Source organism: Trinickia diaoshuihuensis, from assembly GCF_003390925.1.
Lineage (GTDB): Bacteria > Pseudomonadota > Gammaproteobacteria > Burkholderiales > Burkholderiaceae > Trinickia > Trinickia diaoshuihuensis.
In genome coordinates, this window is record NZ_QUBS01000081.1 from 154,570 (window position 1) to 181,230 (window position 26,661).

The following is a 26,661-nucleotide window of genomic DNA, read 5'->3' on the forward strand; positions in this document are numbered from 1 at the left end:
CGTTACAGCAGTCGGGCGGAGATGACGACCGCGATGATGCTGTCGGCCTTTTGCGCGTCGACACCACCCCCGAAGATCGGTACGTAGGGGCTGCCGACGCCATTGTTCGTGGAACTCGTCTGTTGCTGACGCATACCGGTCAGGACCAACGTTTCGCCCGGTTTGAGGCTCACGCTCTGCTCGAAGCGCGTCACTTGCATCGTCGGCAACTGCACGCTCGATTGGCCAGACCCCGATCCCGAAGTAAACGTTTGGAGGCTCAGCAGATCCGACAACGTCATGTCGAAATCGATGAGAATGCGCCCGTTGATCACCTTCGGGAGGAAGCTGCTCGTGAAGCCGGGGACGAGCGTGGCCGTCTGCATCGTCGTGGACGAGCCGACGCTGGCCGTCTGCGTACTTTGCGTGGACGAGACGTAGCTTTGCTGTTTGGCCGCTTGCAGCGCCAGCAGCTTTCCGTTCTGCGTGATACCCGAGCGCGATATCAACTGCGACACGTTGCCCAGCGTCGAAAGCGCTTGGACCGCCGCTGTCGTTCCGTTCATCGTGCCGCTCAGGATGTTGGCGCCGAACGTCATCGGCGATGAACTGCTCGTGACGGTGGGCGGCGCCGCGCCGGTCACCTTCAGGCCGGTATGGCCGCTTGCCGACTGGTAAGCCAGCGTCAGGTTCAAGCCGTAATTTTCTTCTCGCGACAGTTGCACTTGATAAACGTGAACGTCGATGGCGACTTGCTTGCCGAACATCGCGTCGAGATTTTTCACCCACGCTTCGACTCGGTCGCATTGCGGCGGTGTGCCCGTCACGGTCAGCACGCCGAGATTCTTATCGGCGACGACCTGTGCTCCCGGCCCCGCCACCGCCTCGGCCGTCTTCTCCATTTGCTCCCATGGGCTTACACGTACGCCTAGCGTGATCGTTTGCCCGCCCGTGCCTGACGAGGTGCCGCCGGAGGTACCCGCTTGCGCCGCGCTCGAAAGCGTTGCGCCCGCGCCTTGCGATCCCTGCGACGATGATCCGCTCGAGTCGCCGGTCGAAATCGAGCCGCTCATGCTTGCGACGTCCGCGATGCTCGGTAGCGTGAAGCTACGCGTCTCTGTCTTGAAGAACGTGACCATGCCGTCGCGGTAGCGCGACCATACGGCGTAACGCGCATCGACGACGTCGAGGAATCCTCGGAAGGTCCCGGTGTAGCGCAGTGCCGGACGTGCGATATCGGCGGCGCTTTGCGCTTCGCGCGAATTGGTCCCGTTGGGCGACGGCAGCTCGGGCAGTCTCGGGCCGCCCGGCAGACTCGCGGCTGGGGATGGCAGCATGCGCGTGGGCGTCGGCGTAGGCAGCACGGGCGCCGCGGAGCCGGATGAGAAACTGGAAGCCGACTCGACCGAGGCATCGACCACGGCCTGGACGCCGACGTTGTCGGCGATCCATGCCGCGATATCGCGCAGCGTCGTCGAATCGTTGCTCTTGAAGACGACCTGCTTGTCGTAGATCTCGGGCTGCGGCTTGCTCGCGCGGATCTTTTCGCCGAGCAGCCAAGCTCCTTCGTGTACCTGCACGATGGGCCGCGTGGGCGTAACTGTTTCGAGTTGGCTGCGCGCATCGCGGTCCAGCGCGACTTGCGTATCGTGAACTTCTTGGAGCCCGCACCCGGCGAGCGTGGCGAATATCATGACCGCCGCAGCCGTGCGAGTGAGTGGACGCGTCAGTTGCATTATTCGTGTGCTCCCGCTTTATCGACGACGACCGCGCTGTTGCCCTTCCAGATGTCAGCGCGTACGTCGGCGCCGTCATCGGCCAGTTGTGTGAAGACTTGTTGCACGGCGTCTTGGAAATTCCCTGTGTACGTGTAATCGTGCGGCACGACCCAGTCGTCGGGCGTATTCCACGTCAACGACCACCCCGCCCGTTTGGCCCATTCCTGCATTTGCGTCTCGAGGGATTGACCGCCTACGAGAGCGAACGTCGGATCAGTGGGCGGCGCGACGGCGGCTGCCACGGGCTGCACGGCTTGCGTCGCCTGCGCAACCGCCGAGGCGATGCGTCGCAACGAAACCACACGTCGATCCCAGTCGATCGTCAGGCCCACGTTGGACACGGGTGCGAGCGCGTCGGCGAGTACGACGTCCCAGGGCGAGCCGCCGCTCCAGCTCGCAAGTTGATTGCGGTCCACGTTCCCGAAATCGATCGTGAAGGTGTGGGGCACGACGACGGGCAACATGTCCGCCAATGCGATATCGCGTCCGCTCCCGCGCGGCACGTCGATGCCCGAGGGACGGAAGCCGACTTGCGCCAATTTATGCGTGTCGGGGATGGACATCGGCTCCGCGAGCGGCTGCGCGGTGACGGCGGCCGATGCGGCGGGCACGGTGCTCCTCGCCGCCGCGGCGACGGGGACACTGGGCGCGGGGGCTTCGTTGACGAACCCGGCTTGCGCCCCGGCTGCCCAGGCGATTCCCCCGGTAAGCATCGTCAGGGCGGCAATGCGATTGACGCGATCCATCTTGCACTTTCTCATTCGTAAAATCTCCGGTGATGCCACCACGCGCGTCCGTGAATCACCGAGCCGCGCAGCGCGTGGCGAATCGCGCGCAGCAAAACGGGCAGCGTGTAGCCCTTGCGTTCCATCAGATAGAAGCCGCCGATCGCCAGCCCCGCCACGCCGAAGGTCCAGACGCGCGGGTAGTAAAGAGCGATCAAGATCGGGAAATAGCCCCGGGCGTCGATGCCCATGATCCGTGGCGTGAGAGAGGCATCGCGCCATATCGAACGGCGAACTTTCATTCGTTGGATTCCCCCGCGTAACGCCGGAACGATTTCTGATCGATGAGACCGGCGTCGAGCAAGCGACGGAGCCCGGTTGCCATGTCTTGCTGCTTGTGCGCGACGACCTTACGCAGGAATGCGCCCCATTGCGTATAAGGCATGTCGCTCATCTCGCGTTTGGTATCGCCGTCGAAATAGAGGTACTCGCGCACGGCGCGGCGATTTCCGTCGAGCGTCGGTACCAGAATCTGCACGACGATCAAGCGCAACGAGCCGAGAATTTTCGAGGCGATGGCGGAATGCTCCCCGGCGGGAAATACTTGAATCGCACGGCTGATCGTTTCGGATACGCTTTCCGTGTGCATGGTCCCGTACGCGCCGTGTCCCGTGAGGGCTGCTTCCACGAGCGCTCCGATGGTTTCCGCATCGCGTGCCTCGCCGATGCCGATCAAGGTCGGCTTGCAGCGCATCGCATTGCGAAGGCCACGTGCGAAGCTGGGAATATGCCGCCCGATTTGCATTTGACGAATCTTCGGTCCTTTGTTCTTTACCTTGGTGAACAGGAATTCGATCGGGTCTTCGTAAAGCAATATCTTCGCGTCGCCGTTGCGCTCCGATACGTCCGCATAAAAGGACGACATGAGCGTGGTTTTGCCCGAACCGGTGGGGCCGCAAATGAGCACGAGCCCGCGGGGCTGGAACAAGTTCTCGCGGATGCCGGGCGGCAAGTCGAGGGAATCCAGCGGCGGCGGGACCTCGGGGATCGTACGCATCGTGATCGATAGGCCGTCTTCAGCGTCGCCTATCTGGGCACCCGCGATGTTGACCCGGTACCGGCTCGTATCGCGCTCGACCACGAATCGATAGGGACGATCGGCGTCATTGCCGCCTTTGATCACACCGATCAGCTCGCTGCCGAACGAAACGGCGAGCAGTGTTTTAATCTCCCCGTCCTTGATCGTGCGTTCCGTCAGAGCGACTTGCCGCCCTTTGATTTCCCCCCATACGACATCACCCGTTTGGAAAACGATGTCGGATGCGCCGATTTCCGTGCAGTAGGCAAGGAAGGCCTGCAGATCATGGGCGCCGAAATTGGCGTCGAGCTTGAACGGTTGCGGCGCAGCGTTCATTTGCCAGCTCCCGCAGCCGGCGCCGCTACACTTGCTTGCCACTTCGAAGGGTCGGTGACGAATCCGCCGTGGTCGGTAACCCGGTAGAGGGTGTCCCCCACGTCGATGTGCGTACGATCGCCCGAGACGATGCGCGGCGCGACGGCAACCTCGGGCTCCGAAACCATGCCTCGGTTCAGTAGCTCCGAATACCGCAACATCCCCGTGTAGTCGCGATTCAAACGTGCCAAGTTCGTTTCCAGGATTTGGTCCGCAAGCGTGCGCCCCTGCCGATAGCCGAGCTCGACCTGCTGTTTCCAATAGGCGCGCTCCGCGGCGGTCTTGGGCAACATCGCGGAAAACGGCAGCGCGTCCACTTGGGCCTTGATTCGAAGGCCGACGTAGAGGTAGTCGCGCCAGGAAGGCGCGATCGACGCGAACCGCGCAGGGACCGCGATTTTGTACATCGCATCGGCTCGGCGTACTTGATCGTTGGATGCCTCGATCGCGTCACGCGCCTCGGTGATGACGGGCGGCAGCACGCCGTTGCGCGTGATCAGGGCGCCAAAGCGATACATGCTGTCGAGGCGCGCGGCCCGTGCGTCGAGCGCCGCGATGAGCTCGGCCGATCGATCCGCGAGTCCTTTATGGCTCCCGAGCGGTAGCGCGGCTTCTCGCAGCACGTTGGCGCGAGCCGGTGTGATCGCGGCTGCCGCGGGTGCGCTGTCGGCGGATAGATTCGCTATTTCTTCGACCGACATCCGCGACGTGTCGGGTGCTCCGTCGTCGGCGCGGACGGACGCGCAACCAATGCAGAGCGCGCCCCAGGCCAGGACGCGCGCCAATGCGGGCAGGGGCAGCTTATAAGGCACGGTATCGCAACTCGAGAGAATCGGTCTTCAGGACGACATCCGCGCGCGCCCCCAATTGCGTTCCGATGTTTTCGAGCACCGACACGAAATCCGTATTCGTCGCATCGATGGCAATCGGCGAGGCAATCGGCTTGCCCGCGACACTGAACTTCAAGCCTTTCGCCTCGGCGATCTTGCGCAGCACTTCAGGGGCGTCGCCGTTCCAACGTACCGTAATGAAGTCACCCGCGACGAGCACCACCCCGCTGCGCGGCGCGACCGCCGAAATCCCGCCGGCGCGCGAAATGTCGCCAAGCAGCGTGTCGATCCGGTGCGCGGAGTCGTTCAACTGCGAATCGAGCATGCGCCCGGTCGGGTCGGCGGGCTCGGATTGGGTGGCGCAGCCCGCGAACAAGCAGGCGAGCACTGAAACCGCAACACGTACCAATTTCATTTGGATGCTCTGTCTATCAAAAATGCACAAGCGCGACGTACGATCAAATTCCGTATAAAGGCTATCATACGCAATGAAGAGGGCGCAAGAGAAGTTCGTATAGGAGCGGGCATACGAAACGAATCGACGCGCCCGGAGCTTCGAAAATCCTTTCATTCCTTTCGTCTTCGTGACCGTGCGCAGGCGGTAACAAAGTGCAACGCCGCTTGACTGGCCGAAATTGCTTGACACGCAAAAAAATAAGGCTGCATAATTGCGTACAGTTATAACGATATAGAATGGCGACCGGGGAAATGAGCGTTGAATCGAGACCACTTACGCTGCTCAAGGCGTATCGAATCTTCCACAACTTGGATACCAACAAGATCTGCGAGCAGGCGAAGATCTCGCGTTCGTATCTGACCAGAGTCGAGCAGGGGGCTACGCCGAGTGCGGAGATCGCCGCACGACTCGTGCAAGTCCTGACCCAGGTCGATTGCGTGCGCGCATCGCAGCCATCGAATACACGGAATCAACTCGAGACGTTCGAGAGTGCCCGCCGCCTGATCGATCGCATGAAGGCGTTGCATGCGGAATTCGCGCGAGAGGGCCTGCGGGAAATCCACCTGCTATATCCGAAGCGATTCCAATTGGGGGAAGACGAACATGCCCTCGCCTAAAGGAGGCGCGGCCGCGTCCGCGCGTTACCCGATCGAAGTGCATCCCGCCGTGCGCCTCGTTTCAGAGACGTTCCTCTATAAGTTCAGTTGGCCCAAATTACTTGGGACGACTCTGATACTCGGCGTGGCGCTGCTCATATCGATATCGGTCAACGTCGTGTTGATGACGCGCAATGTCGCTCCCGTGTATTTCGCCGTTACGCCGGACGGGCGGATGACGCGGCTGGCACCGCTGTCGGAGCCACTCGTTTCGCCCGAGGAAGTGACGCAGTTCGCGCAGAGCTGCGTGACCCGATCGTTTTCCCTCGACTTCGTTGCCGAACAGTTGCGCGGCAAGCTCGAATCGTTGCACGACTGCTATACCGACGAAGGCTTTCATGCGTTGATGGTTGCGTTCGACAAAAGCAACCTGCTGGCGAAGATCCGCGACGGGCGCCTCGTGTCGTCGGCGGTCGCCACGGGCGCGGGGGTCATCACCGCAATCGACGCGCACGATCCTAAGGGCTATAAGTGGACGGTGCAGCAACCCATTGCCATCACATTAGTAAACCAGACCGAGCGTCGCTCCTACAGCTACATCGTCGAAATGCATATTCAGCGCGTGCCGACCGTCGACAATCCCAGAGGGATCTCCGCGACGGCGCTGCAATTCCTTGGCAACGGTCAAAACAACTAGGTGACGGCATGACTGACGGCTTCAAACCCTTTCCTACGGCGATCGCGATAGCCGAGGAATCGAAGGATAAGGACGGCACTCATCCCCTGGCTAGCGTCGAGGGTACCGACTGGCATCATGAGTTCGAATTGATCGACCCGTTTATCGCCACGCGCAAAGAACTCGAGGAGCTATGGTTGACGGCGCCCAATCGCCGTGCGCAAGACTGGATCACCGGCATTATGGATACGCGCCGGATGTACGCGATCGTAACGGGCAATCCGTTTTGAGGTGGTATCGATGAGCCGTCCGCTCCTGAAGTCGGCCTGTATGATCGCGTTGCTGCAACTGCTCGGCGGGCTGCATTGCGCCAATGCGCAACTGGCTGGCGCCGGTACGCCCGCGAAGCCCGGCGCGCCGGGAGGCGTTTACGCCAACCCCGATGCGCCTCGCCCGCTGCCGCCGCTCACGCAAACGAATGCGAACTTCGACGCCGCGGTCGACCTCGTTACGCCTTTGACACCGGATCAGATTCGCGCGCTTCGCAAACGTATCGACGAGGCGAAACGCGCCGCATCTACGAGTCCCACGCGGCCGCCCAAGCCCGTGTATTCCGTCCAGACCGTCGACCTATCGCCTGGCGCGGCGCCCCCGATCGTGCGTGTGAGCGACCTGGGCTCCGCCGTCACATTCATCGACATCGAGGGCGCGCCGTGGGACATCACCGAAGTCGACAACATGGCAAAAGGTCGCTTCGAGGTATTGCGGCCGGTTCCCGGTGTACCGACGATCACGATTACCGCGGACGGTACGTATGTCGAGGGTGACGTCGCCGTGTTTCTCAAGGGGCTGCCGTTTCCAGTCGTCGTAAAGATGATCGCGGGGCAGCGCGAGACCGACTATCGGCAAGATATTCGGATCCCGCGGCGCGGGCCCAACGCTCAGGCGCCTATCGCGGCGGCGCCAGCCATTTCGCTGCCCGGCGACAGCATGCAGGCCATTCTCGACGGCACGGGCGCGCCCGACGCGAAGCCCGTCAAGATCGAAAACCCCCCGCTGGGCATGAGTGCATGGCAGATCGGCGAGCACCTCATGGTACGCACTGGCTTGTTTCTGAGCGACCCGGCGTATTACGGCGCACTGACGGGCGCGGACGGCACGCATGTGTACGACATTCCCCGCACGCCGGTCATCACGGTGAGCGAGAACGGCGTGAGCCGAAACATCGTATTGGATTTGGAGTAACCCCATGGCGGACCAATCGCGCCGTAAGATGCATCCGGGTTTTTTGCGCAATGCCAAGATCATCGCCGTCATCGCAGTGCTCGCCGCAGTCTGCGTAGCCGTCGCATTTTTTGCAATGAAACGCCGCGCGGATACGGCCCCCGAGGTGGACGTTCCGGCCGTGAGTGCGCAGGGCGGCACGCCCCAAGCGGAAACGCAGCGCTATGCACAAACACTGAACCAGGCAAACAAGGAGGGCTTGGCTCAGGCGCAAAAGACGGGAGCGACTTTCATCCCCGCGTTCTCCGATCGCAATGCGCAAATCGAAAAGGTATTGGCGGATCGATCGTCGGAGGCCGCGGCTCAGCCTGAAAAAATCGACTATCAGCATCCGAACGGATTGCCGCCCGGACAATCCGCTCCGGCGTCGCAGCAGCCATTGCCTAGCTTGCCCGCGCCGACGCAGGGTGTTGGCTTGCAAGTGCAGCAGCTTGTCAATCAATGGGACACCCCGCCGCAATCTCAGGAAGTGCTCGGCTTGCAGAAGGAGGCGCAAGGTGCGGCGCCGAGCGCTGGAGTGGCGGCGGCAAGCGCTGCGCAGGCGGTCGTCGCCTCGCAAACGAAGCTCGCGACAATTCATTCGAGCGATCGCTTCTACGCGCATCTGGAAAATGCGATCGACACCGATACGCCTTCGGATATCCTCGCGGTGCTAGATCAAGGTCCATGTAAAGGAGGGGAGTTGATGGGCAACGGCAAGCTCAGCAACGAGACGGTAACCGCGACCTTCACTTCGATGCGCTGCGGCGGCAAGACCGTGCCCGTTACGGCGGTCGCGTTGAACGATCAGACGCTGAGCAACGCGCTACCAGCGGACCTCGATCATCACTTGATGGCGCGTGTAGCCATCCCGGCACTCCTCGGCGCCCTCGGCACGGCCGGCAGTGTGTACAGCAATGCGGGTTCGACGATATCCAACAATCCACTGGGCGGGACGACGACGATTCAAAACCCGAATCCCAGCGCGAAACAGCTCGAAGGCGCCGCGGTGTCGGGCAGTGTGACGGGCGTGCAGGGCGTCGTCCAACGGGAAGTGGCCGGCATACCGCCGGTGACGGGGCATGTCGACGCAAATACCCCGCTCATCATTCTATTCAAGGCCGATGTCGTCCTCTAAATGGCATATCGCTTCGACGGTATGTTTACGTATAATATTTTCGATACGAACTAAAGCCGCGCCACTATCATGAATGAACACGATCACTTCTCAAGCGTGCTGGACGTCGAGTCGATCGAGGAGCCGCTCGAGCCTCATTTCGACGGTCATGCCGAGTTTGCCGCGGACGATGAGGAGGCGCAGTTGCATGAGCAGCAAGCGCCGCGCAAAAAGCCGATTCCGAAGGCGCTGCTGCTTGTCGGCGGTATGGTGGCATTCGTTGTGGTAGGGGTGGGGTATCAGCACTTCTTCGGTCAGCGCCCGCAAAGCGGGGCGTCGTCGGGCATGCTCGGCACGGCGTCTGCCGACGCCGGCGACACGCCACTGCCAACCGGTACTGCGATTACGCAGCAGTCGCGCAACGGAATGCTGACGCCAAGCGTGACCGTCCCGCCGTTGCCAAATCGGATGCTGGGACAGGCGTCGGAGCCGGTAGGAGCGATGGCAATACAGCAGACGAGCGGCGAGATGTCGACCCGTTCGGCTATGCCGGCGTCGGTGGCGTCGATCGCATCGGTGGCGCCGGCGGGTGACGATACGCCGCAAGATTCGGCGGGGGCGACATATCGTCAAGGGGCGGGCGTCCCCGCGATCGCTGCGCAAGGTGCGCCGATTGCGGCTCCCGGCGTTGCCGGCCCGGCGGCTCCCGGTGTCGTGGCGATGACTCCGGCGTCGTCCGCGGCTGGCGCTGCGGCCGGGTTGCTAGCCGCCAACGTGTCCACGGTCGCCGGCTCGGATGCACCGTCCCCGGTGCAAGCGGCGACGGCACCGGACCCGAGAGACGCCCAGATCGCGAAGCTGCAAGCGCAGGTCGCTGAATTACAGCGGCGCGATCATGCCGTCGACGGGGTATCAGCCCCCGCTCATTCGGCTGCTCATCGGGTCGGCAACCATGCCGTCCATAGTTCGAGCACTGCCCATGCACATGCCGCCGGGAGCGCTGCCACGAGCCGCGGCGCACGTTACGCGCGTCACCCGGAGCGGGCGAATAGCGAGGTGCTCGTCGGCTACGCGATCAAGCAAGTCATTCCGGGGCAGGGATGGATTCAAGACGAGGAAAGCGGGAAACAGCAAGTTGTCGCTGTCGGTGATTTCATCGGCACCGCAAAGGTCGTACGCATCGATCCCGACAACTATCGAATCGTAACGACCGCTGGAGTCATTCAGTAATGGACTTGACGACGATCGTCACCAGCATTGCCTACGACATTCTGGCGTTCCGAGATCTCGCCCAGGTGCTGGCGATCGGCATCGGGATCTTCTATTGCGGCAACTCGCTGCGCCAAGCAATTCGTAAGTCGGCGTCGCCGGGTATCGATATCAGCGGCCAGAGCATCTTCGCGTCGTTCTTCATCGGGGCGTTGATCGTCAACTTCGCGAGCACCATGAATAGCACCCTCGGCTCGATCGGTGAATCGGACACGACTTACGGTGCTGTCATTTCGTATGTGAACCTCTCGTCGGCCGGCCAATTCGCTCCCGTGATCTCCGCCATCCTGACGATCGTTTCAACCTTCGGCTGGTGGTACGCCCTCAAGGGCTGGACGATGCTTCGCAAGGCATCGAGCGGCGGGGGAGGCGGCGGATACGAAGACTACGCATGGAAAGGGTTCATTCACATCCTAGGGGGCGCGGCGCTCGTGAACATCAACGAGACGCTCGCCGCGTTCCAGGGAACACTCGGCATCAGTTCATTCAACTAACGGAGAAATCTCACATGCCACAAGCCATCCTCATCCATCCGTTCGCGCGCTTGCATTTGTATGCGAGCGAGCATGCTCGCACGTTCATCGTGGGGGCCATGATGCTCGCGGGCATCGGCCGCCTCATGATGACGGACATGCCCCTCGCCGTCGCGGCGATCCTGTTCATCGCCACGGCCATGTGGCATACGTCGCTGCCTCGCGCGGCGCGACTTTCGAATAAGCATCTCGCGGTGACAGCCTTGATGCTGTTCGCCGTGACGAGCCTCGTCTTCGCCGGCGTGGCCGACGCCCAATCGAGCGGCAGCACGCTCGGCGGCATGGCGACAAGCCTGAAGAACGACATGGCGTCGGTCTACAACATGGTCATCTACGCGTTCTACGGCGGCGGTATCGTGAGCACCGGCATCGGCGTGAATAACGGCATCAAGAAGTCGAAGGGCGATCAGCAAGTCACGACGGGCTCGATCTTCGGCTACGGCTTGGGCGGCCCCGCGCTCGGCATGGTCGGCTACATCATGAATTCGGCCGCCGGCTCGATGGGCGCCAGCTCCAGCAACTTGAACGCGCTGCCGTCGGCCGCGCATTGAAATCGATGGATCCCGGCGGCAGGCAGACGGCCCATGAACGAGACTAACGACGACGAGTTCGGCATGCTGGCTGTCCCACTGGTTTCGGGTGTGCGGCATCTCGATGAAGTGGGGCAAGCCAAGCATGGCGTGCTGATCGACTCTGGCAGCTTGCCGCAAGCCGAGATCAATCACCTGCAGAGAACGATTGCGGTCGTGCTTCAGTGCGGCGATGAGGCGCAGCGCGCCGAGGCGCATGCGCTCTTGCAGCATTTGGCGAGCCGCAGCGAACTCGTGGTCGGTACCTGGGGCAGCGCCAATCCGAGCGATTTCGCTCGCGCTCTGCGCGCGGCGGCGCAGCAGCCTGGTGTGGCCTCGGCAGCCTTGGCGCTGCTGTACCGCCCAGCTCGCTTCAGCCGCAAGATCAAGCAGTGGCTCGATGCGCATTACCGCCAATTGCCGCTTGAAGCATGGAAAGAAGTCTACGCTCGCGTGAGCGGGCATACCGTGCGTTAGTGCGTGTACCGAGCAAGACCGATAAAGTGCACCGGAGAATAGCCTGATGAGCGTAGTGAGTGCGCTTCTCGATAACGTCGAGGCGTTCATCGCCTGGATTTCCAGCCACGCCCTGGGAGCGGATCTGCCGTCCTATTGCCAACTAGAGACCGCGATCGGCCTCGATCTCGACGATCCGCGCGCCAAGCAAATGGCGGCAATCGATCCGAAGGGGGCACGCCCGTACATTTTGATCACGCGCCAATGCGCGATGTTGACGCTGTTCGAGTTGACGGGTTCGATGGATGTCGTGGGCGAAGTCGAATTCGAGCAGATCACCGATGACCTGCGGCGCGCGTTGACCTCCTACTTCCAGAAGGCAGGGCATTCGATCGAACTGTCGTTCGAGCGCGATCCGGAAATGATCCGGCATAAGGTCAAGACGTTGATGCAGCCGTCCTACGACACCTGCGAACGCGTCGGGCTCGACTTAAAGGATATGCTGGACGACCGTTGCGAGCGTGTGGCCTCGCTGTGCTCGCACGAGTCGTGTTACGTCTTGCTCTACACGCACCTGTCCTCGCTCACGCCAGATGAACTCAAGCGTGAAATGGAGACGCATCGCCTCCGAATGAAAGAGAACAAGGTCCAGCCGATGCTGGAAGCGCAATCGGTGACGGCGATCTTGAAAGGGCTGTTGAGCCGCCACGAAACGTTCGTCGATGCCATCGAGCGCGATTTCGTCCACGCGAAGCTGCATGTTGAGCGGCTTTCGACGCATGAAGCGGTGCGCGCGATTCGGCAGTCCTACGACCGGCGCCGGACGGACCATAAGTGGAAGCCGGCATTGCCCGGAGATCGGTATACGCCGCGCAATACGCGCAATCAGTCGGTGTCGGGGTTATATCTGCCGAAACTTTCCGAGCAGATGTGCTCCGGCAAGGTTCATACCGAGGGCGACTTCGTCTATATCAACGGCGAATATCACGGTTCGGCCTACATGGAGGTCGGTCCGCAGGAAATCCACGATTTCATGATGTTGTTCAATCGCGTCGGCAAGGAGATCCCCTGGCGCGTGAAATACTCGATTGAGCCGGGCGGCCTCGAGGCGGCCAAATTGAAAAATCTGGCGGTCAGCATCATCGGTTTCATGGGTAGCACCAACAAGGCGATCAAACGATCGTTCGATGCGCTGGAGCAAGCGCAGCGCGACGGGGAGTGCAATGTTTCGCTGCGTCTTACCGCAGCGACATGGGGCCCCGACAAGAAGACGTGCGAGGACCGGCTGTCCGCGCTCGTTGCCGCCCTGCAAGGATGGGGCGTCTCACAGGTGAGTACCGACACCGGCGATCCCGTCCAAGGTCTCGCCTCGACGGTGCCGGGCTTCACGGATAAATCCGTTGCGCCGAGAATGATTCCTCCGCTTAGCGATTTGGTCCGGCTGTTGCCAATACAACGCGCTGCGTCGCCTTGGTTCGCGGGCGGTTCTATTCTTCTGCGCACACTGGACGGAAAGGTGTATCCGTTCCAGCCGAATTCGTCGCTCCAAACCGCATGGATCGATTTGATTTGGGCCGTGATGGGTTCGGGCAAATCGGTATGGCTCAACACGCTCAATCTCGGCGCGATCCTATCCCCGGGTCTTAAACGTTTGCCGCTCATTACGATCATCGACGTGGGCGTGAGCTCGAGCGGTCTCATCGAGTTGATCCAAAACGCGCTCCCCGAAGACCGCAAACACGAGGCAATTTACGTGCGCTTGCGCAATACGGGCGAATTTTCGATCAACCCTTTCGACACGCTGCCGGGGTGCCGCAAGCCGACGGCGTTCGATCGAGAATTTCTGATCTCGCTGTTGACGGCGCTCGCGACGCCGGTGGGCCAGAAGCAGCCGTACGCGAACTCTTCGGAATTGGCCGGCATGGTGGTCGACGAAGTATACGAGCGCTATTCGACGCGCGGATCGGAAAAGCGCTACGAGCCCACCATCGACGCATTCGTCGATGCGGCGCTGACCGAAACGGGGTATGTCCACGACGAGTACACCTCGTGGTGGGATGTGACCGATCATTTGACGGCAACCGGCCACGTCCGGGCGGCGCGGTTGGCGCAGCGGTTCGCGGTTCCCGTGTTGGCGGACCTGATCGAATCGCTCGGCGCCGAGCGTATCCGTAGCGTATTCGAGCCGAAGGAGGATTCGAAGGCGCGCGTCGACAATGGAATGACACTGCTCGATGCGATGCGGATGGTCATTACGTCGGCCTTGCGCGATTTCCCGATCATCGCATCGCACACGCGCTTCGAGTTGAACGAGCAGTCGCGAGTCGTCGCGCTCGATCTGGAGGAAGTCACGCGCGGCGCGGGTGAGGACGGTGAAAAACGGGCCGAGATCATGTACGTATTCGCGCGGCAAATCGCTGCGCGCCAATACTATTTGCCCGAGAGTATCGCCGAGCTTGCGCCGGCCATGTATCACGAAGCGCATCGTCAGCGCTACGAGGATATCAAGGACGAGATGAAGGCGATTTGCGTGGACGAAGTGCACCGGACCGCGGGTAAGAAATCGTTTCGCCGGCTACTCTCGCTCGATCGGCGGGAGGGCCGCAAACACGGCATCCGCGTCTCGCTCGCGAGCCAGTTCATGGCCGACTTCGAAACCGACGGCGAGTCGATCACCGAGTCGGCATTCTCGGCCTACATCATGAACGCCGGGAGTCCGAATTCCCGCGCGGAGGCCCAACGGATGTTCGGTTTGTCCAATTCCGCGATGACGGCGCTTCAGCGCGACGTTCGAGGGGCGGGGCGCTTTCTCGTGTGGCATCAAACCAAGAGCGGCGTCGTGACGCAAGTGCTGCACAACGCACCGGGCGCAATCGAGCTGTGGGCGTTCTCGACCACGGCGAAGGACGTCGGTTTGCGGCGGCGCCTTTATCGGCGTACGTCGCCCGCCATCGCGCGCCGCATCTTGGCAAAAGAGTTTCCGAGCGGTACCGCGGCGCAATACCTGGAGAGCCGACAGGCCGAACAAGGCGCGCGCGACGACGACAACATCATCGATACCGTCGTGCACGAACTCGTGGTCAAGTACGGCCTCGAGCGGGCAGGGGCCCCGGCATGAGTGCGCCGCGACAGGCGGGCGACAAGCCCCGCGCGGCCCGGCGCGCCGCGCGGGCCGGGTTGTATCTCGTCCCCGGATATCCGTTGATCAAAACCGTGGCGTCGTTGAAGGAGACCGCCGCCGGCGGCATACGGACGATCGCGGATCGCCATCGCGAGCTCGCCGCAAAACGCGTCAATCCCACGTCGCGCACCTTCAGCGAAGCGATGGCGATGCGCTCGCCGGATGCGTTGCCGCTCGAGGCAATCGAACGTTCCTGTTTGCGCAGGAAACAGGTTTCCCTCGCGTTCGCGGTCGTATCGGCGAGCTTCGTCATCGGCAGCGTCGGGGGACGCAACGTCTTCGGCGCCTTTCTCGGTCTGCTCTTCGTGGCGCTGTGCGCATTGTTCGCCCTCAAATACGAGCATCGAGTGTGGCAGATCGAAACCGGACGCGCGGCGCCGGACGAGCCGCTCGGCGGATACCGGCAGTTCTTCTCGCGCAAAGGCGCGATCAAGCGGTTATTCAATCCCCACTTGTTCAGTTGATATTCGCCGCCCCCCCAACCCATCGGAGCTACGAGATGACGGTAATCGCTCGGCGAGTGCGCGGCGTTGCCGCCTTCGCCTCACTGTTTGCAGTGTCGAGCGCGGCATTTGCCCAAGCGGCGTCGACGCAATCGATCGGCTCGATCACGAGCGCCGCCTCGAACGGTACCGACAAATCCATGTCGGCGCTGCAGCTCATCTACGGCGCGATCGCATCGAACCCGCTGTCGGGCGGCTCGGCTACGACCGGCACCGCTTCGAGCGGATTGATTTCGCAAGTCTTCCTCGTTCTCAACTCATGCATTCTGGCCGTGGGCGTGCTGTGGGCGATGTATCACTTCGGCTCGGCGATGATCGCGACGGGGCAGGACGGTGAGTTCCTTGGGCAAAAGAAATCGTCTCCCTGGTTCATCATCCGCATGGGCGTGGGCTTCACCGGCCTCGTACCGATGTTCGGCGGCTATTGCGGCGCCCAGGTCATCATGCTGTGGGCGACGATGATGGGTGTGGGCATCGCGAACCTGTCGATGACCTCCGCCGTGAACGTGTTGACCAATGGCGGGACGCTGATCGCGACACCTGTCGTGCCGCAGGTGACGGCGCTCGCGCGAAGCTTGTTCGAGTCGAACCTGTGCGCCGCGGCGGCGAATCAGGCGGTCGCGAATTTGCAAGGCGATGCGAACGTCGGCGCCGACTCCGGCGAAACCTTCAGTGCGAATACGACCGCCATGAAAGTCGTACTGATGAATCAGAACGGGCTCTCATGTGGAGGAGCACAGATAACGGGAAACGCGCAGGGCTCGTCGGGGACGTCCTCCGCTTACGGTTTGTCGGCCTATTCGACCGATATGGCATCGGTGCAACAGCAGTTATTGTCGGCGCAAGGTCAAGCGCTCGTTTCAATGCAGGCGACGCTGTCGAGCGCGGCACAGGCTTACGTATCGGCCGTCAACAATCAAACTCAGCCGATCGATCCGCAAACGACGATCGACGCCGCGGCGAAGGAGTATCAAAGGGAAGTACAGGCCACGGTGACGAGCGTATCGAGTTCGCTCACCGGGGTCGCGGGCGACATCGGGGCGGAACTGGCGCGTGATGGTTGGATCATGCTGGGCTCGTGGTATCAAACGTTCGCGCAGACGAGCTCGCAACTGGAGGATTTGGCCGATACGGTCCCCGTGGTCGTGCCGCCGACGGACTTGTCGAATTTGCCCTATCCGCAGCTCTATCAGAGCGTGATGGCCAGTTACCAACTACAGCTTCAACAAGACGCGTCGACTTCAACCGGTGTCTCGACCATGGACACTTCGAACAACTTGTTCGCCGGGAACGTGACGCAAGATATGGATGTCAACATTCTTGCTCAGTTGTTCCCCGGTGCCGACCTTGTGGGTCAGATCAAGGAGGTCATGGTTAGCGCCACTCAACCTACCAATGGTTCGCCGCTCAATCCGCTCATCGTCATGAAGAGCGTGGGCGATAAGATCATTCATGAGACGGTGGAGTATCTCAACCATTACCTTGGCCGCGACAGCCGGCGCGCGGACAAAGCACCCGCCAAGCCGGGCGCCGGCACGTCGAGCGGCAGCGCCGCGCAAAACGGCGCCGTCAGCGATTCGATCGAGCCTTTCGTCGTCGCGATAGCCGTCACACTGCTCTTTTTCGGCGTGATGCTATCCGTTTATATGCCGATGTTGCCGTTCATCGTCTGGTTCGGCGGCGTCGTTTCGTGGTTCATGGTGGTGGCCGAGGCGATGGTGGCGTCCCCCCTCTGGGCGATGACGCACCTCGACGGCGACGGCGAGGGGCTCGGTCATCGGACGCAGCATGGATACGTCTTCCTGCTGAACGTCATGTTCCGGCCTGTCGTGATGGTGTTCGGTTTCTTGCTTGCCGGCGCGAGCGTGATCGTGCTCGGCAGTTTGCTCAACACGATGTTCGGCATCGCGGTGCAAAACACGCAGTACGGCTCCACCGCGGGGCTCGCGGGGTTGATCGGCTTCGTCGTGCTCTACGTGGGGATGTGCCAAACGCTCTGCAATTCGGCATTCAGCCTCGTGCATACGCTCCCCGACAATCTATTCTCGTGGATCGGCGGGCAACTGGCATCGGCGCATACCGGTTTCGGCGAGGGTGTCAAACAGGGCTTCGAGTCGCACCTGAATCAAGGCAGCGCGGACGGGCATTCGTTGGGGCATGCCCCGAAAGGAGGCCCAGGTCCGCGGACCTCGTCCTCGGGCATGGGGGGAGTACACCCCCGATAGGCTTTACCCCTTGGCGATCACCTCGATGCGCAGCGCCTGCGCACCAGAGGCGATCTCCAAGAGCCGATCGACGTTGGGGTGCGCGCCGGGACGATTGCGGGCATCGGCCGTATGTTCGGCGAATATCGCGAGACCGTGCTCGGCCGCCTTGGCATCGAGCTTGCCGAATGCGCGTTGCAAATAGTGGTAGACGGCGAGCGAGCCCTGTTTGCCCGGCTTGTTCTCGATGCCGGCTACTACGGCGCCCGCTTCGTCGACGAGATCGATGCGTTCGATTGCATCGATCGACGGCAGCAGGGCGAGGTTTTCTTTGAATACGTTCGTCGGTTCGATCACTTATGCGGCTCCGCTTATCGGTTGGAAATAGCGGGCCGTATACTAGCCGATCCGGCGGTGCGGCCGGCCGTCATCGCGCGTTCGTTTCGGCATCGGCGGCCGTATCGACCGCTGCCTTCGGCGTCAGATACCGCGGCAGCAATGCAATCTCTCGCTTCGGCAGCGGCCTGCTGTAGAGATAGCCCTGCGCTACCTCGCAACCGTAGACGTTGAGGAACGCAGCCTGCTCCATCGTCTCCACGCCTTCGGCCACGACGCGATGCCCGAGACAGCGAGAGATCGAGAGGATCGCTTTCACGAGTTCGGCGTGGCGGTGATCGCTCGTGACCTTCTGAATGAACGTCCTGTCGATTTTGAGCGTGTCGATCGGAAAGCGCGTCAGGTAGCTCAACGCCGAATAGCCCGTACCGAAGTCGTCGATGGCGATCGAGAGCCCCATATGCTTGAACGCGGCGAGCGCGTAAGCGACTGAATCGTCTTCGTCCAGCAGCAGGCTTTCCGTGATTTCGAATTCGAGCCATTCCGGGCGGCAGCCCGTTTCGGCGAGAATCTTTTCGACCAGCGGCACGAATCCGCGCGACTGAAACTGTCGCGCCGATAAATTGACGGCCACCGTGTGCGGCGAACCGCCTGCATTCCACTGCGCCGCGGCACGGCACGCTTCACGTAACACCCACCTGCCGATATCGACGATCAGGCCCGTCTCTTCGGCGACGGGAATGAATTGGTCCGGCGGGATGAACCCGGCGCCGGATCGATTCCATCTGAGCAGCGCTTCCGAGCCGAGTACCTGTGCATCGCGAAATGCGACTTGCGGCTGATAGTGCAATTCGAGCTCGCCTCGCTCGATCGCGCGCCGCAATTGCGACTCGAGCGCGAGATTCGCCGCCGCTTCGACGGTCAAATCGTTCGTATAGAAGCGGAAACCGCGACGGCCCGAGCGTTTGGCCAGATACATCGCCGAATCGGCGTACTTCAAAAGATCGTCGGCGTCGGCGCTGTCGATCGGGTAAAGGGCGATGCCGACGCTGCACGAGATGAACACTTCCTTGCCGTTGAGCACGAAGCGCTCGCCGAGACGCTGGATGATCGTCGTCGAGATCTGCTCGATCGTCCGCCGGTTATGCACGTCCGGCAGTAAAACGGCGAACTCGTCGCCACCGAAGCGCGAGACCGTATCGCCGGGCCGCACGCTCGATAGCAAGCGCGCCGCCGCCTCGCGGAGCAACTCGTCGCCCACGGCGTGACCCATCGTGTCGTTCACGCTCTTGAAGCGATCCATGTCGATCATCATGACGGCGGTGAACCGATCCGGCACGGCGTCCGATGCGAGCTTGCGCAGCGTCTCGTTGAATGAGCGGCGATTGGGCAGTCCCGTCAGCGCATCGAAATACGCCATGCGATGTATTTTTTCGCGCGAGACGTGCAGCTCGGTGATGTCGCGGCCCACCGCGAGCACGGTCTCCACTTTGCCGTCGGGCCCGAGCTCCGGCGTCAATCGAATGAGTGCGCAAAGCTGGCCGCCCGCGGCGGGCTGCCACCGCAGTTCGAATTGCCGGTCGGTCGCGCTAGCGAATACTTCTTCGAGTTCGTGCTCGTAAAGGACGGTGTTGGGACCGCCCGGATACTCGGACGGGGTTTTACCGAGCAACGCGTCCAGCCCGCCGGCGGCAAGCCCCGCAAACGTGGGGTTGACGTAAAGACGCCGCAAGTTACGGTCGTAACGGGCCACCGTGTCGGGCGAGTGCTCCACCAGCGTTCTGAATTCACGCTCGCGCAGGGCCAGCGTTTCGTCGAAGCGCCTGCGTTCCGTGATATCGCGTGCCACGGCCAGTATGCCGGTGACTTCGCCCCGTTCATCGAGGACGGGCAGCCGCCGCGTCTCCAGCAAGATGCGCTCGCCGCTCGCCGGGCTTACGACCCATTCGTCGTTCACGCAAATGCACTTGGCGCCGATCGCCGCTTGTTCCCGCTCACGGAAGAAATCGGCCACCTGAGCGTTGAAGAAGTCGTAATCGGTCTTGCCGAGAATCTCCTCTCTCGACTTACCGACGAATCGTTCGACGCCGTGATTGCATAGCGTGAATACGCCGCCCGTACTTTTTAACCAGACCATGTCGGGAATGGTATGCAGTACGTTCATGAGATGGGCGCGAGCTTCGGATAACTCGCTGGCCTTGTCTTGCAGCCGTTTATTCAGTTGCAGTATTTTTTCGTACTGCGCGCGCAACTCGGTTTCGGCCCGCTTGCGGTCGGTGATATCGAGAATAGCGCCGATCAATCCGGCTTGGCGGCCCTCGGCGTCATGAAAGACCGCCTTGGTGAATTCGACCTCGCGATCTTCCTTCCGTGCGTTGCGCGCCTTGAATTCGTATCGCTGAATCCCGCCGTTCGCGAATAATTCCTCGTCCTTGACAAAGTAGGTTTGGGCGAGTTCGGGCGGGTTGATTTCGAACACGCTCTTGCCGACAAACTGCTCCTTGGGGATGCCGAGAAAATCTTCGAACGCTTTATTGAGTTGCAGGTAGCGCCCCTGCCGATCCTTGGAAAAGACGGGGATGGGAATGGTGTCGAGCAGCGAGGCGAGAAACGACTCTCGCTCGCGTAGCTTGGCCTCGGCAAGCTTGCGCGGCGTGATATTGAAGCACATGGCCAGCACGCCCGGGCCTTCCTCGGACGCCGGATCCGCGGCGAGCTGGACGAGGTAATGTTCGCGCTCGGCCTCGCGCAACGCATCGAACGTCAATTCGATCTCGCGCGCAGTGCCGGTTGCCGCCACTTCGCCGATCGCGTCCAGATAGCGCCGCAGCGTCGCCGCGCAGAGCAATTCCGATTCGGCAAGGACAGTCGGGGTCCCGCCGCGCGGCGCGCTCATCATGGCGGTGGCCGCGCGGTTCATATATCGCCGGCGGCCGTTCGCGTCATAGCGGATGACGGCGACGTGCAAGTCGCCGACAGGCACACGATATTCGTTCTCGTTGTCTAACCCAGGGTTTTCCATGCCGTCACAGAGACTGTATTTTCCACGCATTGCCCCTCAGTGCTCGCGCCTGGAAGCGGTCGAGCCGTGTGCGCGAGGGCGTGCCAACTGCATGGATAACGGCTGGAAGACGGGATTTCTGAAGCGCGGGATTGCCCTGGGCGCGCCGGTCCGCCGCACCGGGCGGAGCGGCTCCGCTGCCACGGTGCGATCAGCCGGGGCGTCGCGCGCCCGATGTCAGTCGTCGAACGTGCCCCGATAGGCTTCGGACGCATCCGAGCGCGTATTGATTTCGAACATGATGCCGCCCGGCTCGCGGCAGAAAAACCGGGAGCCGCGTCCATTATTGAACACATCCGTTTCCATTTGGACGCCTTCTTCCTTGAAACGGGCGTATAGCTCGTGCACGGCGGCCAAGTTCGGTAACTCGAACCCTAGATGAAAGTTCCTTGGCCATTGAGGAACGGCGTCGCTCACATGGTCGATCACGACGTCGAACCCGGGGCGCTTCAAAATGGCCGACTTATCCCAAGTCTCGGCTACCCTGAAACCTAAATGGCGTTCGAAGAATTCGGCTGTGGCAGCCACATTGGCTGAAGGAAAGCTCAGGTGGTTGAGCTTCATCGTTTTAACGAATGCAGTCATCGTCAGTCCCTTCGGTTGCGGCACGGCCCCATGCCGTGCACCGCTGGAGGACTTCAGAATATAAGTAAAAGCTCACATTCAACAACTCGCATCGGACGCAGCGGCCCGCCCGGCCGGAACGCAGCGGCCGGCAAGGCGGGCGCGGGCGGCGCGCGGTGCGAGCCGCTCGGCCTGCTCACATTTTGAATGCCGAGCCGGAGAGGCGGTTAGCCGGTGCCGATTTTCGAGATATAGCCGAAGATGGCGGCTCGCAGACGCCGGTGCAGGTCTTCGAGGTCGGTTTCGCCACGCTCGCCGGCGGCGTCGACCATGCCGCGCGTGATCGCGTACAAATCGCCCGCGGCGATCTCGGGATGCCGATGCTTCGGAATGGCGCGCTCCGCCACGGTCGCGAACAGCGCCTTCAGCTCCGCGTTGCCTACTTCGCCGCGCAGGCCGGGCCGGCCTTCCTCGATATCGAGCAGCTTGGCTAGGACGGGACGCTGCAACTGCTGCCGTACCGCGGCGCCGATTAAATATTCGAGCGCCGCCTTGCCGCTGCGCAGCGTCAGCGCGACGGCCATGTCGTCGTGGAAGCGCTTCGTTTCGCGCCGGATGAGCGCGACCGTCAGCGCATCCTTGCCCGGGAAGTATTGATAGAGCGAGCCGATGCTGACCCCGGCGCGGCGGGCCACGGCGTTCGTGTTGAACCCTTCGAAGCCCTCGCTTTCAAGCACCTGCGCGGCAGCCTCGATGATCGACGCCACCGTTTCCTCCGAACGCGTCTGGCGAGGCGCTTTGCGCGGCTTGTACTGCTTTTGCGCGGGGCGTTCGCTCATGGTTTCGCGGAGACGGCGGTTTTTGCTTTGGCTTTCGATTTGGGCTTTGCCTTCGACGCATTCAGTTCGATCGCCTCGCGCACGAGTGCTTTAAACGCATCGGCGTCGATCGTTTCTCCCTCGCGGATATCGATAGCGCGTCTGACGTTGCCGTCCAAGCTCGCGTTGAAGAGTTTTCTGGGGTCTTTCAGCGAGGCGCCTTTGGCGAACGTGAGCTTCACGACGGATCGATACGATTCGCCCGTGCAAATGATGCCGTTATGCGACCAAACGGGCGTACCCATCCATTTCCACTCTTCGACGACATCGGGATCGGCTTGCCTGATGAGTTCGCGCATCGCGCTCAACGTCGCGCCTCGCCAGTCGCCGAGGCCGGCGATTCGCTCGTCGATCAATTCGGATGCCGTTTTGCCTTCGGTCGTATCGGACTTATTCATGTCGTTGGAACCTCGTTCAACTTTTAGATGAGACGGCGTTCGAGCGCGTCGATATATACCTATCGCGGGATCCGAATGTCAAGGCAGGTCATACGCCGGTTCAAGCTGCTTGCATTCGCGCCGCGGCTTGCATCAGACGGGACACGAAATCGAGCACCTCGGGCCGCGCCTCGCGTTTCGCGGTCAGGACATGATAGGCGAGCGGAGAAGGGGTTTCGAAGCGGCCGATGCGCACGAGATCGCTGCGCGCGATCCATTCGTCGGAAAACGGTTCGCGCGCCAAGGCAATGCCGAGTCCCGCTTGCGCGGCCGCCAGTACGAGCCCGTAATCCTCGAAGCGCCTGTCCTGCGGACGTGGCTTGAGCGTAATGCCTTGCTGCGCGAACCAGGCTCTCCAGCCGGTGATGTCGGAGTCATGTAGAAGCGGCCAGTCGAGCAATTGCGCCGGCTTGCGCGCACCGAGCTTGGCCGCGATCGAGGGGGGCGCCACCGGGTAGAGCCGCTCGGGCAAGAACGGTTGAGCATCGAGGCCCGGCCAATGTCCCCGCCCGCAACGCACCGCCACGTCCGCCTCGCCCGCGGCCAAATCGGCATTGCGGTGCGTGATGTCGAGTTGGATCGAGAGCGTGGGCGGCCCCGCTTCCAGCCGCGCCAGCCGCGACAATAGCCAAAGCTGGGCAAAGGCGGGGGTTACGCTGACCTTGACGATGCGCGGGGCGCGCGCGGGGCGCCATTGATCCGACGCGCCGTCGATGATCGAGAACGCGTGCTCGATCCGCCCGACGAGCCGTTGCCCGTCGGGCGTCAGACGCACGCCGCGCCCATGCCGCTCGAACAAGGCGTAGCCGAGCCAGTTTTCGACGGTCGCGATACGGCGGCTGATCGCTCCGTGCGTGACGCCCGTGGCGTGCGCGGCCGCGCTGAACGAACCTTCTCGCGCCACGACGCAGACCGTTTCGAGGCTGGCGAGCGGCGGGCGGGACGATTCAAGGCTGTGCATTTCATTCACACCTCATTGGCTATTTGTGCTCTAGCTTAACAGCTCAAAAGGTCAGATCATCGCCTGATGAACTCTTCATCCTCTTCCGTCCAGTCGCGCTCGCTCGCCTCGCCCGTGGCGGCCGCTCTTGCCGTCGCCTTCACGATCGTTTCGTGGGCCAGCGCCTTTCCGTTCATTCGTATCGGCTTGCAGGGCCTCACGCCGTTACATCTGGCCGCGGCGCGCTTCGGTACGGCGGCTTTGCTCGTGACGGCTTGGCTTGCCTATCGGCGCCCGAGATTGCCGGGGGCGCGCGACATGCTGCGCTTTATCGGCTGCGGGTTCTTCGGCATCGCGATCTACAACGCGCTCCTGAATACGGGAGAAAAAACGGTGGCACCCGGTGCGGCCAGCTTCATCGTCAATACGTTACCGATTTTCACGGCGCTATTCGCGACGATCTTTCTCGGCGAGCGGTTCAATCGCTGGGCGTGGCTGGGCTCGATCTTCAGCTTCGCCGGTATCGGCGTGATCGCGAGCGGCCAGCCTGGCGGGCTCGTTCCCGGCGCCGGTGCGAGCCTCATATTGTTGGCGGCGGTGTGTTCGGCCGCGTTCATCGTCATGCAGCGGCGATTGGTTCCGGTTTACGGGCCGCTGGCGTGCACGGCCTATACGATCTTGGCCGGTGCGTTGTGGTTGGCGCCATGGCTGCCCGGCGCGCTTACCGAGCTGTCCTCGGCGTCGGCCCCGACGGCGTGGGCCGTCGTCGTGCTCGGTATATTTCCGGCCGCGTTGGGCTATGCGACGTGGGCTTATGCGTTGGGTTATTTCGGCGCGGCGCGCGCTTCGAACTTCCTGTATTTGACACCGGCAGTGGCCACGGCGCTTTCGATCGCGCTGACCGGCGACGAGCTGCATGCGACGACGGCGATAGGCGGTCTCATGGTCATTGCGGGAGTGGCCTATGTCGCGTGGCTCGGACGGCGCTGAGACTTCCCTGTAAACCCTCTCATGTGACTTTGCAATCACACGATATCGTTTGAGGCGCATGAATTGCGCGGCGAATCGACGCATGCGGCTTTAATAAGTCAGACGTTTCGGTAATTTCCCTTAAACCGTCATTAAAAATAATCGGCACTCCGAACTAACCCGCCCTGCAGAATTGCTTCGTGCCGCCGTTAATCAATGTGAATTCATTGTTGAGCGACGTGCCGATTGCATTGCACCAGCGGTGTGCATCGGCTTTGCCCTTGGGGGAAGTGTGGATCGTCTAACGCTAAGTAAAAAATTGGGTATGGCCTTGCTCGTCATGTGGCTCGGCTTGCTGTTCTTCGGGGGCTGGGCCGCGTTGCAAACGCGCGAGACGATGTTGAACGGGCGCCAGGCGGCCGTGCAAAACATCGTCGAGGCGGGGGTGGGTGTCGTTGCGCAATATCAGCAAATGGCCGAGCGCCACGAGATGTCGGTGGAGGAAGCGAAACGCGGCGCGATGGCGCGGCTCTCCGCCATGCGTTTCCCCGGCAACGGCTACCTGTTCATCACGGACGGCCGCCCCGTCGTGATCATGCATCCGATTTTGGCGGACTTGGTCAATCAGGACATGACCAACTATAAGGACGCCAACGGCAAGCTGCTGTTCATGGAGATGATCAAGGTCTCGCGCGAGCACGGGCAAGGCTTCGTCGATTACATGGCGCGGGTTCCCGGTAAGAACGAGCAGGTGCCGAAGATCTCGTTCGTGAAACGTTTCGAACCGTGGGATTGGTATATCGCATCCGGCGTCTACGTCAACGATATCGATGCGGCCTTTCACGTGCGGTTGATCAACTATCTGCTGACGATTCTCGTACTCGGCGCATTGAGCACGGTCGCACTCGTGATGATCATTCGCAACGTGCAGCGCAGCCTGGGCGGCGAGCCCGCCTATGCCGCGGCGTTGGCCGAATCGATTGCGGGCGGCGATTTGACGCAGGACGTCATCGTGCGCGACGGCGATCGCGGCAGCATGGTTTTGGCCATGCGGCAAATGCAAAATCGTCTCGCGGAAACCATGCATCGGATTCGCGGCGGCACGGAAACGATCAACGACGCCGCGCAGCAAATCGCAGCCGGCAATCTCGACTTGTCCTCGCGTACCGAGGAGCAAGCGGCCTCGCTGGGCGAGACGGCGGCCAGCATGGAGCAGCTCACGGCCACGGTGAAGCAAAACGCGGACAACGCGCGCCAGGCGAATCAAATGGCGGCCGACACCTCGCGCATCGCGGGCGAAGGCGGAGAAGCCGTGCAACAGGTCGTGTCGACGATGCAGAATATCGCCGCGAGTTCGGCGCGCGTCGTCGACATCATCTCCGTGATCGAAGGTATTGCCTTCCAGACGAACATCCTCGCGCTGAACGCGGCGGTGGAAGCCGCGCGCGCGGGGGAACAAGGTCGAGGCTTCGCCGTCGTGGCGGGTGAAGTGCGCAACCTTGCCCGCCGCAGCTCCGAAGCGGCGAAGGAAATCAAGGGGTTGATCGAGGAATCGGTCGGCAGCGTCGAGGCGGGGAAGACGCTCGTCGAAAGCGCGGGCAGCAAAATGGACTCGCTCGTGCATTCGGTCAAGCGCGTGACCGACATCATCAGCGAAATCTCGGCCGCCTCCGAAGAGCAGAGCCGCGGCATCGAGCAGGTGAACATCGCCATCGCACAAATGGATCAGACGACGCAGCAAAACGCGGCGATGGTCGAACAAGCGGCCGGCAGTGCGCAGGCAATGCAGGAGCAAGCGCGGTTGCTCGCCGACGTCGTCAGCACGTTCCGTACGCGGCGCGTCGCGCACTGATCGTCCGAAGTCCGAAGCGAGGCGGAGGGGGGCGG

26 protein-coding genes are annotated in these 26,661 nt (G+C 61.9%); 14 read left to right on the forward strand and 12 right to left on the reverse strand.

What is annotated here, in order from left to right; translation table 11 throughout:
* Positions 1–2: 2 nt before the first annotated feature.
* Genes DXT59_RS19000 through DXT59_RS19025 form a run of 6 tightly spaced genes read right to left on the reverse strand, consistent with a single transcriptional unit; the run spans position 3 to position 5,180 of the window.
* Positions 3–1,715, reverse strand: coding sequence for a secretin N-terminal domain-containing protein (locus DXT59_RS19000; RefSeq protein WP_116138412.1), 1,713 nt, complete (start codon positions 1,713–1,715; stop codon positions 3–5).
* A complete protein-coding gene (locus tag DXT59_RS30715; protein ID WP_162878146.1) occupies positions 1,715–2,518 on the reverse strand; it encodes a toxin co-regulated pilus biosynthesis Q family protein in 804 nt (267 codons plus the stop codon). The genes DXT59_RS19000 and DXT59_RS30715 overlap by 1 nt, the downstream gene beginning before the upstream one ends.
* Positions 2,515–2,784: an IcmT/TraK family protein gene (gene icmT, locus DXT59_RS19010; protein WP_162878147.1), complete on the reverse strand. Its 270-nt coding sequence runs from the start codon at positions 2,782–2,784 to the stop codon at positions 2,515–2,517. Before icmT ends, DXT59_RS30715 begins: the two co-directional genes overlap by 4 nt.
* A complete protein-coding gene (locus DXT59_RS19015; protein ID WP_116138414.1) occupies positions 2,781–3,896 on the reverse strand; it encodes a type IV pilus twitching motility protein PilT in 1,116 nt (371 codons plus the stop codon). The genes icmT and DXT59_RS19015 overlap by 4 nt, the downstream gene beginning before the upstream one ends.
* On the reverse strand, positions 3,893–4,747 hold the full coding sequence (locus tag DXT59_RS19020) for a type IV secretory system conjugative DNA transfer family protein (protein WP_162878148.1): 855 nt from the start codon (positions 4,745–4,747) through the stop codon (positions 3,893–3,895). Before DXT59_RS19020 ends, DXT59_RS19015 begins: the two co-directional genes overlap by 4 nt.
* Positions 4,737–5,180: a DotD/TraH family lipoprotein gene (locus DXT59_RS19025; RefSeq protein WP_162878149.1), complete on the reverse strand. Its 444-nt coding sequence runs from the start codon at positions 5,178–5,180 to the stop codon at positions 4,737–4,739. Before DXT59_RS19025 ends, DXT59_RS19020 begins: the two co-directional genes overlap by 11 nt.
* Before the next feature lie 293 nt (positions 5,181–5,473).
* On the opposite strand from DXT59_RS19025, the gene DXT59_RS19030 reads away from it, so the two are divergent.
* From DXT59_RS19030 to DXT59_RS19085, 12 genes are all read left to right on the forward strand, one after another.
* On the forward strand, positions 5,474–5,839 hold the full coding sequence (locus tag DXT59_RS19030) for a helix-turn-helix domain-containing protein (RefSeq protein WP_162878150.1): 366 nt from the start codon (positions 5,474–5,476) through the stop codon (positions 5,837–5,839).
* On the forward strand, positions 5,826–6,515 hold the full coding sequence (locus DXT59_RS19035) for a DotI/IcmL family type IV secretion protein (protein WP_162878151.1): 690 nt from the start codon (positions 5,826–5,828) through the stop codon (positions 6,513–6,515). The genes DXT59_RS19030 and DXT59_RS19035 overlap by 14 nt, the downstream gene beginning before the upstream one ends.
* Before the next feature lie 8 nt (positions 6,516–6,523).
* Complete coding sequence (locus tag DXT59_RS19040) at positions 6,524–6,784, forward strand: hypothetical protein (protein WP_116138419.1); 261 nt, start codon at positions 6,524–6,526, stop codon at positions 6,782–6,784.
* A 10-nt stretch (positions 6,785–6,794) separates the two neighbouring features.
* Positions 6,795–7,739 carry a DotH/IcmK family type IV secretion protein gene (locus DXT59_RS19045; RefSeq protein WP_162878152.1) on the forward strand — a complete coding sequence of 315 codons (945 nt, stop codon included), beginning with the start codon at positions 6,795–6,797 and terminating at the stop codon, positions 7,737–7,739.
* Between the two features lie 4 nt (positions 7,740–7,743).
* On the forward strand, positions 7,744–8,895 hold the full coding sequence (locus DXT59_RS19050) for a DotG/IcmE/VirB10 family type IV secretion system protein (RefSeq protein ID WP_116138421.1): 1,152 nt from the start codon (positions 7,744–7,746) through the stop codon (positions 8,893–8,895).
* Between the two features lie 69 nt (positions 8,896–8,964).
* Positions 8,965–10,104, forward strand: a complete 1,140-nt coding sequence (locus DXT59_RS19055; RefSeq protein ID WP_116138422.1) for a hypothetical protein — start codon at positions 8,965–8,967, stop codon at positions 10,102–10,104.
* Positions 10,104–10,637 carry a conjugal transfer protein TraQ gene (traQ, locus tag DXT59_RS19060; RefSeq protein WP_116138423.1) on the forward strand — a complete coding sequence of 178 codons (534 nt, stop codon included), beginning with the start codon at positions 10,104–10,106 and terminating at the stop codon, positions 10,635–10,637. Before DXT59_RS19055 ends, traQ begins: the two co-directional genes overlap by 1 nt.
* Positions 10,638–10,651: 14 nt before the next feature.
* Positions 10,652–11,227 carry a hypothetical protein gene (locus DXT59_RS19065; protein WP_116138424.1) on the forward strand — a complete coding sequence of 192 codons (576 nt, stop codon included), beginning with the start codon at positions 10,652–10,654 and terminating at the stop codon, positions 11,225–11,227.
* Positions 11,228–11,260: 33 nt separating this feature from the next.
* The gene (locus DXT59_RS19070) at positions 11,261–11,722 is read left to right on the forward strand and encodes a hypothetical protein (protein ID WP_116138425.1); all 462 of its coding nucleotides are present in this window, start codon (positions 11,261–11,263) and stop codon (positions 11,720–11,722) included.
* A 46-nt stretch (positions 11,723–11,768) separates the two neighbouring features.
* The gene (locus DXT59_RS19075) at positions 11,769–14,819 is read left to right on the forward strand and encodes a calponin homology domain-containing protein (protein ID WP_116138426.1); all 3,051 of its coding nucleotides are present in this window, start codon (positions 11,769–11,771) and stop codon (positions 14,817–14,819) included.
* Positions 14,816–15,346, forward strand: coding sequence for a hypothetical protein (locus DXT59_RS19080; protein ID WP_116138427.1), 531 nt, complete (start codon positions 14,816–14,818; stop codon positions 15,344–15,346). Before DXT59_RS19075 ends, DXT59_RS19080 begins: the two co-directional genes overlap by 4 nt.
* Before the next feature lie 35 nt (positions 15,347–15,381).
* On the forward strand, positions 15,382–17,610 hold the full coding sequence (locus DXT59_RS19085; RefSeq protein ID WP_240324576.1) for a DotA/TraY family protein: 2,229 nt from the start codon (positions 15,382–15,384) through the stop codon (positions 17,608–17,610).
* Between the two features lie 3 nt (positions 17,611–17,613).
* On the opposite strand, the gene DXT59_RS19090 is transcribed toward DXT59_RS19085, so the two are convergent.
* The 6 genes from DXT59_RS19090 to DXT59_RS19115 all read right to left on the reverse strand — a co-directional run bounded on the left by DXT59_RS19090 (position 17,614) and on the right by DXT59_RS19115 (position 23,826).
* Positions 17,614–17,946 (reverse strand): DUF2322 family protein, encoded by a 333-nt coding sequence (locus DXT59_RS19090; RefSeq protein WP_116138428.1) that lies wholly within the window; start codon positions 17,944–17,946, stop codon positions 17,614–17,616.
* A 70-nt stretch (positions 17,947–18,016) separates the two neighbouring features.
* Positions 18,017–20,908, reverse strand: a complete 2,892-nt coding sequence (locus DXT59_RS19095) for a bifunctional diguanylate cyclase/phosphodiesterase (protein WP_162878153.1) — start codon at positions 20,906–20,908, stop codon at positions 18,017–18,019.
* A 255-nt stretch (positions 20,909–21,163) separates the two neighbouring features.
* On the reverse strand, positions 21,164–21,571 hold the full coding sequence (locus DXT59_RS19100) for a VOC family protein (RefSeq protein WP_240324577.1): 408 nt from the start codon (positions 21,569–21,571) through the stop codon (positions 21,164–21,166).
* A gap of 206 nt (positions 21,572–21,777) precedes the next feature.
* On the reverse strand, positions 21,778–22,389 hold the full coding sequence (locus DXT59_RS19105) for a TetR/AcrR family transcriptional regulator (protein WP_116138431.1): 612 nt from the start codon (positions 22,387–22,389) through the stop codon (positions 21,778–21,780).
* A complete protein-coding gene (locus DXT59_RS19110) occupies positions 22,386–22,826 on the reverse strand; it encodes a DUF1801 domain-containing protein (protein ID WP_116138432.1) in 441 nt (146 codons plus the stop codon). The genes DXT59_RS19105 and DXT59_RS19110 overlap by 4 nt, the downstream gene beginning before the upstream one ends.
* Before the next feature lie 100 nt (positions 22,827–22,926).
* Complete coding sequence (locus tag DXT59_RS19115; protein WP_116138433.1) at positions 22,927–23,826, reverse strand: LysR substrate-binding domain-containing protein; 900 nt, start codon at positions 23,824–23,826, stop codon at positions 22,927–22,929.
* Positions 23,827–23,892: 66 nt separating this feature from the next.
* On the opposite strand from DXT59_RS19115, the gene DXT59_RS19120 reads away from it, so the two are divergent.
* Both DXT59_RS19120 and DXT59_RS19125 read left to right on the forward strand, forming a co-directional pair.
* Positions 23,893–24,795 carry a DMT family transporter gene (locus tag DXT59_RS19120; RefSeq protein ID WP_116138434.1) on the forward strand — a complete coding sequence of 301 codons (903 nt, stop codon included), beginning with the start codon at positions 23,893–23,895 and terminating at the stop codon, positions 24,793–24,795.
* 304 nt (positions 24,796–25,099) lie between these two features.
* On the forward strand, positions 25,100–26,626 hold the full coding sequence (locus DXT59_RS19125) for a methyl-accepting chemotaxis protein (RefSeq protein ID WP_116138435.1): 1,527 nt from the start codon (positions 25,100–25,102) through the stop codon (positions 26,624–26,626).
* The last annotated feature ends 35 nt before the right edge of the window (positions 26,627–26,661 follow it).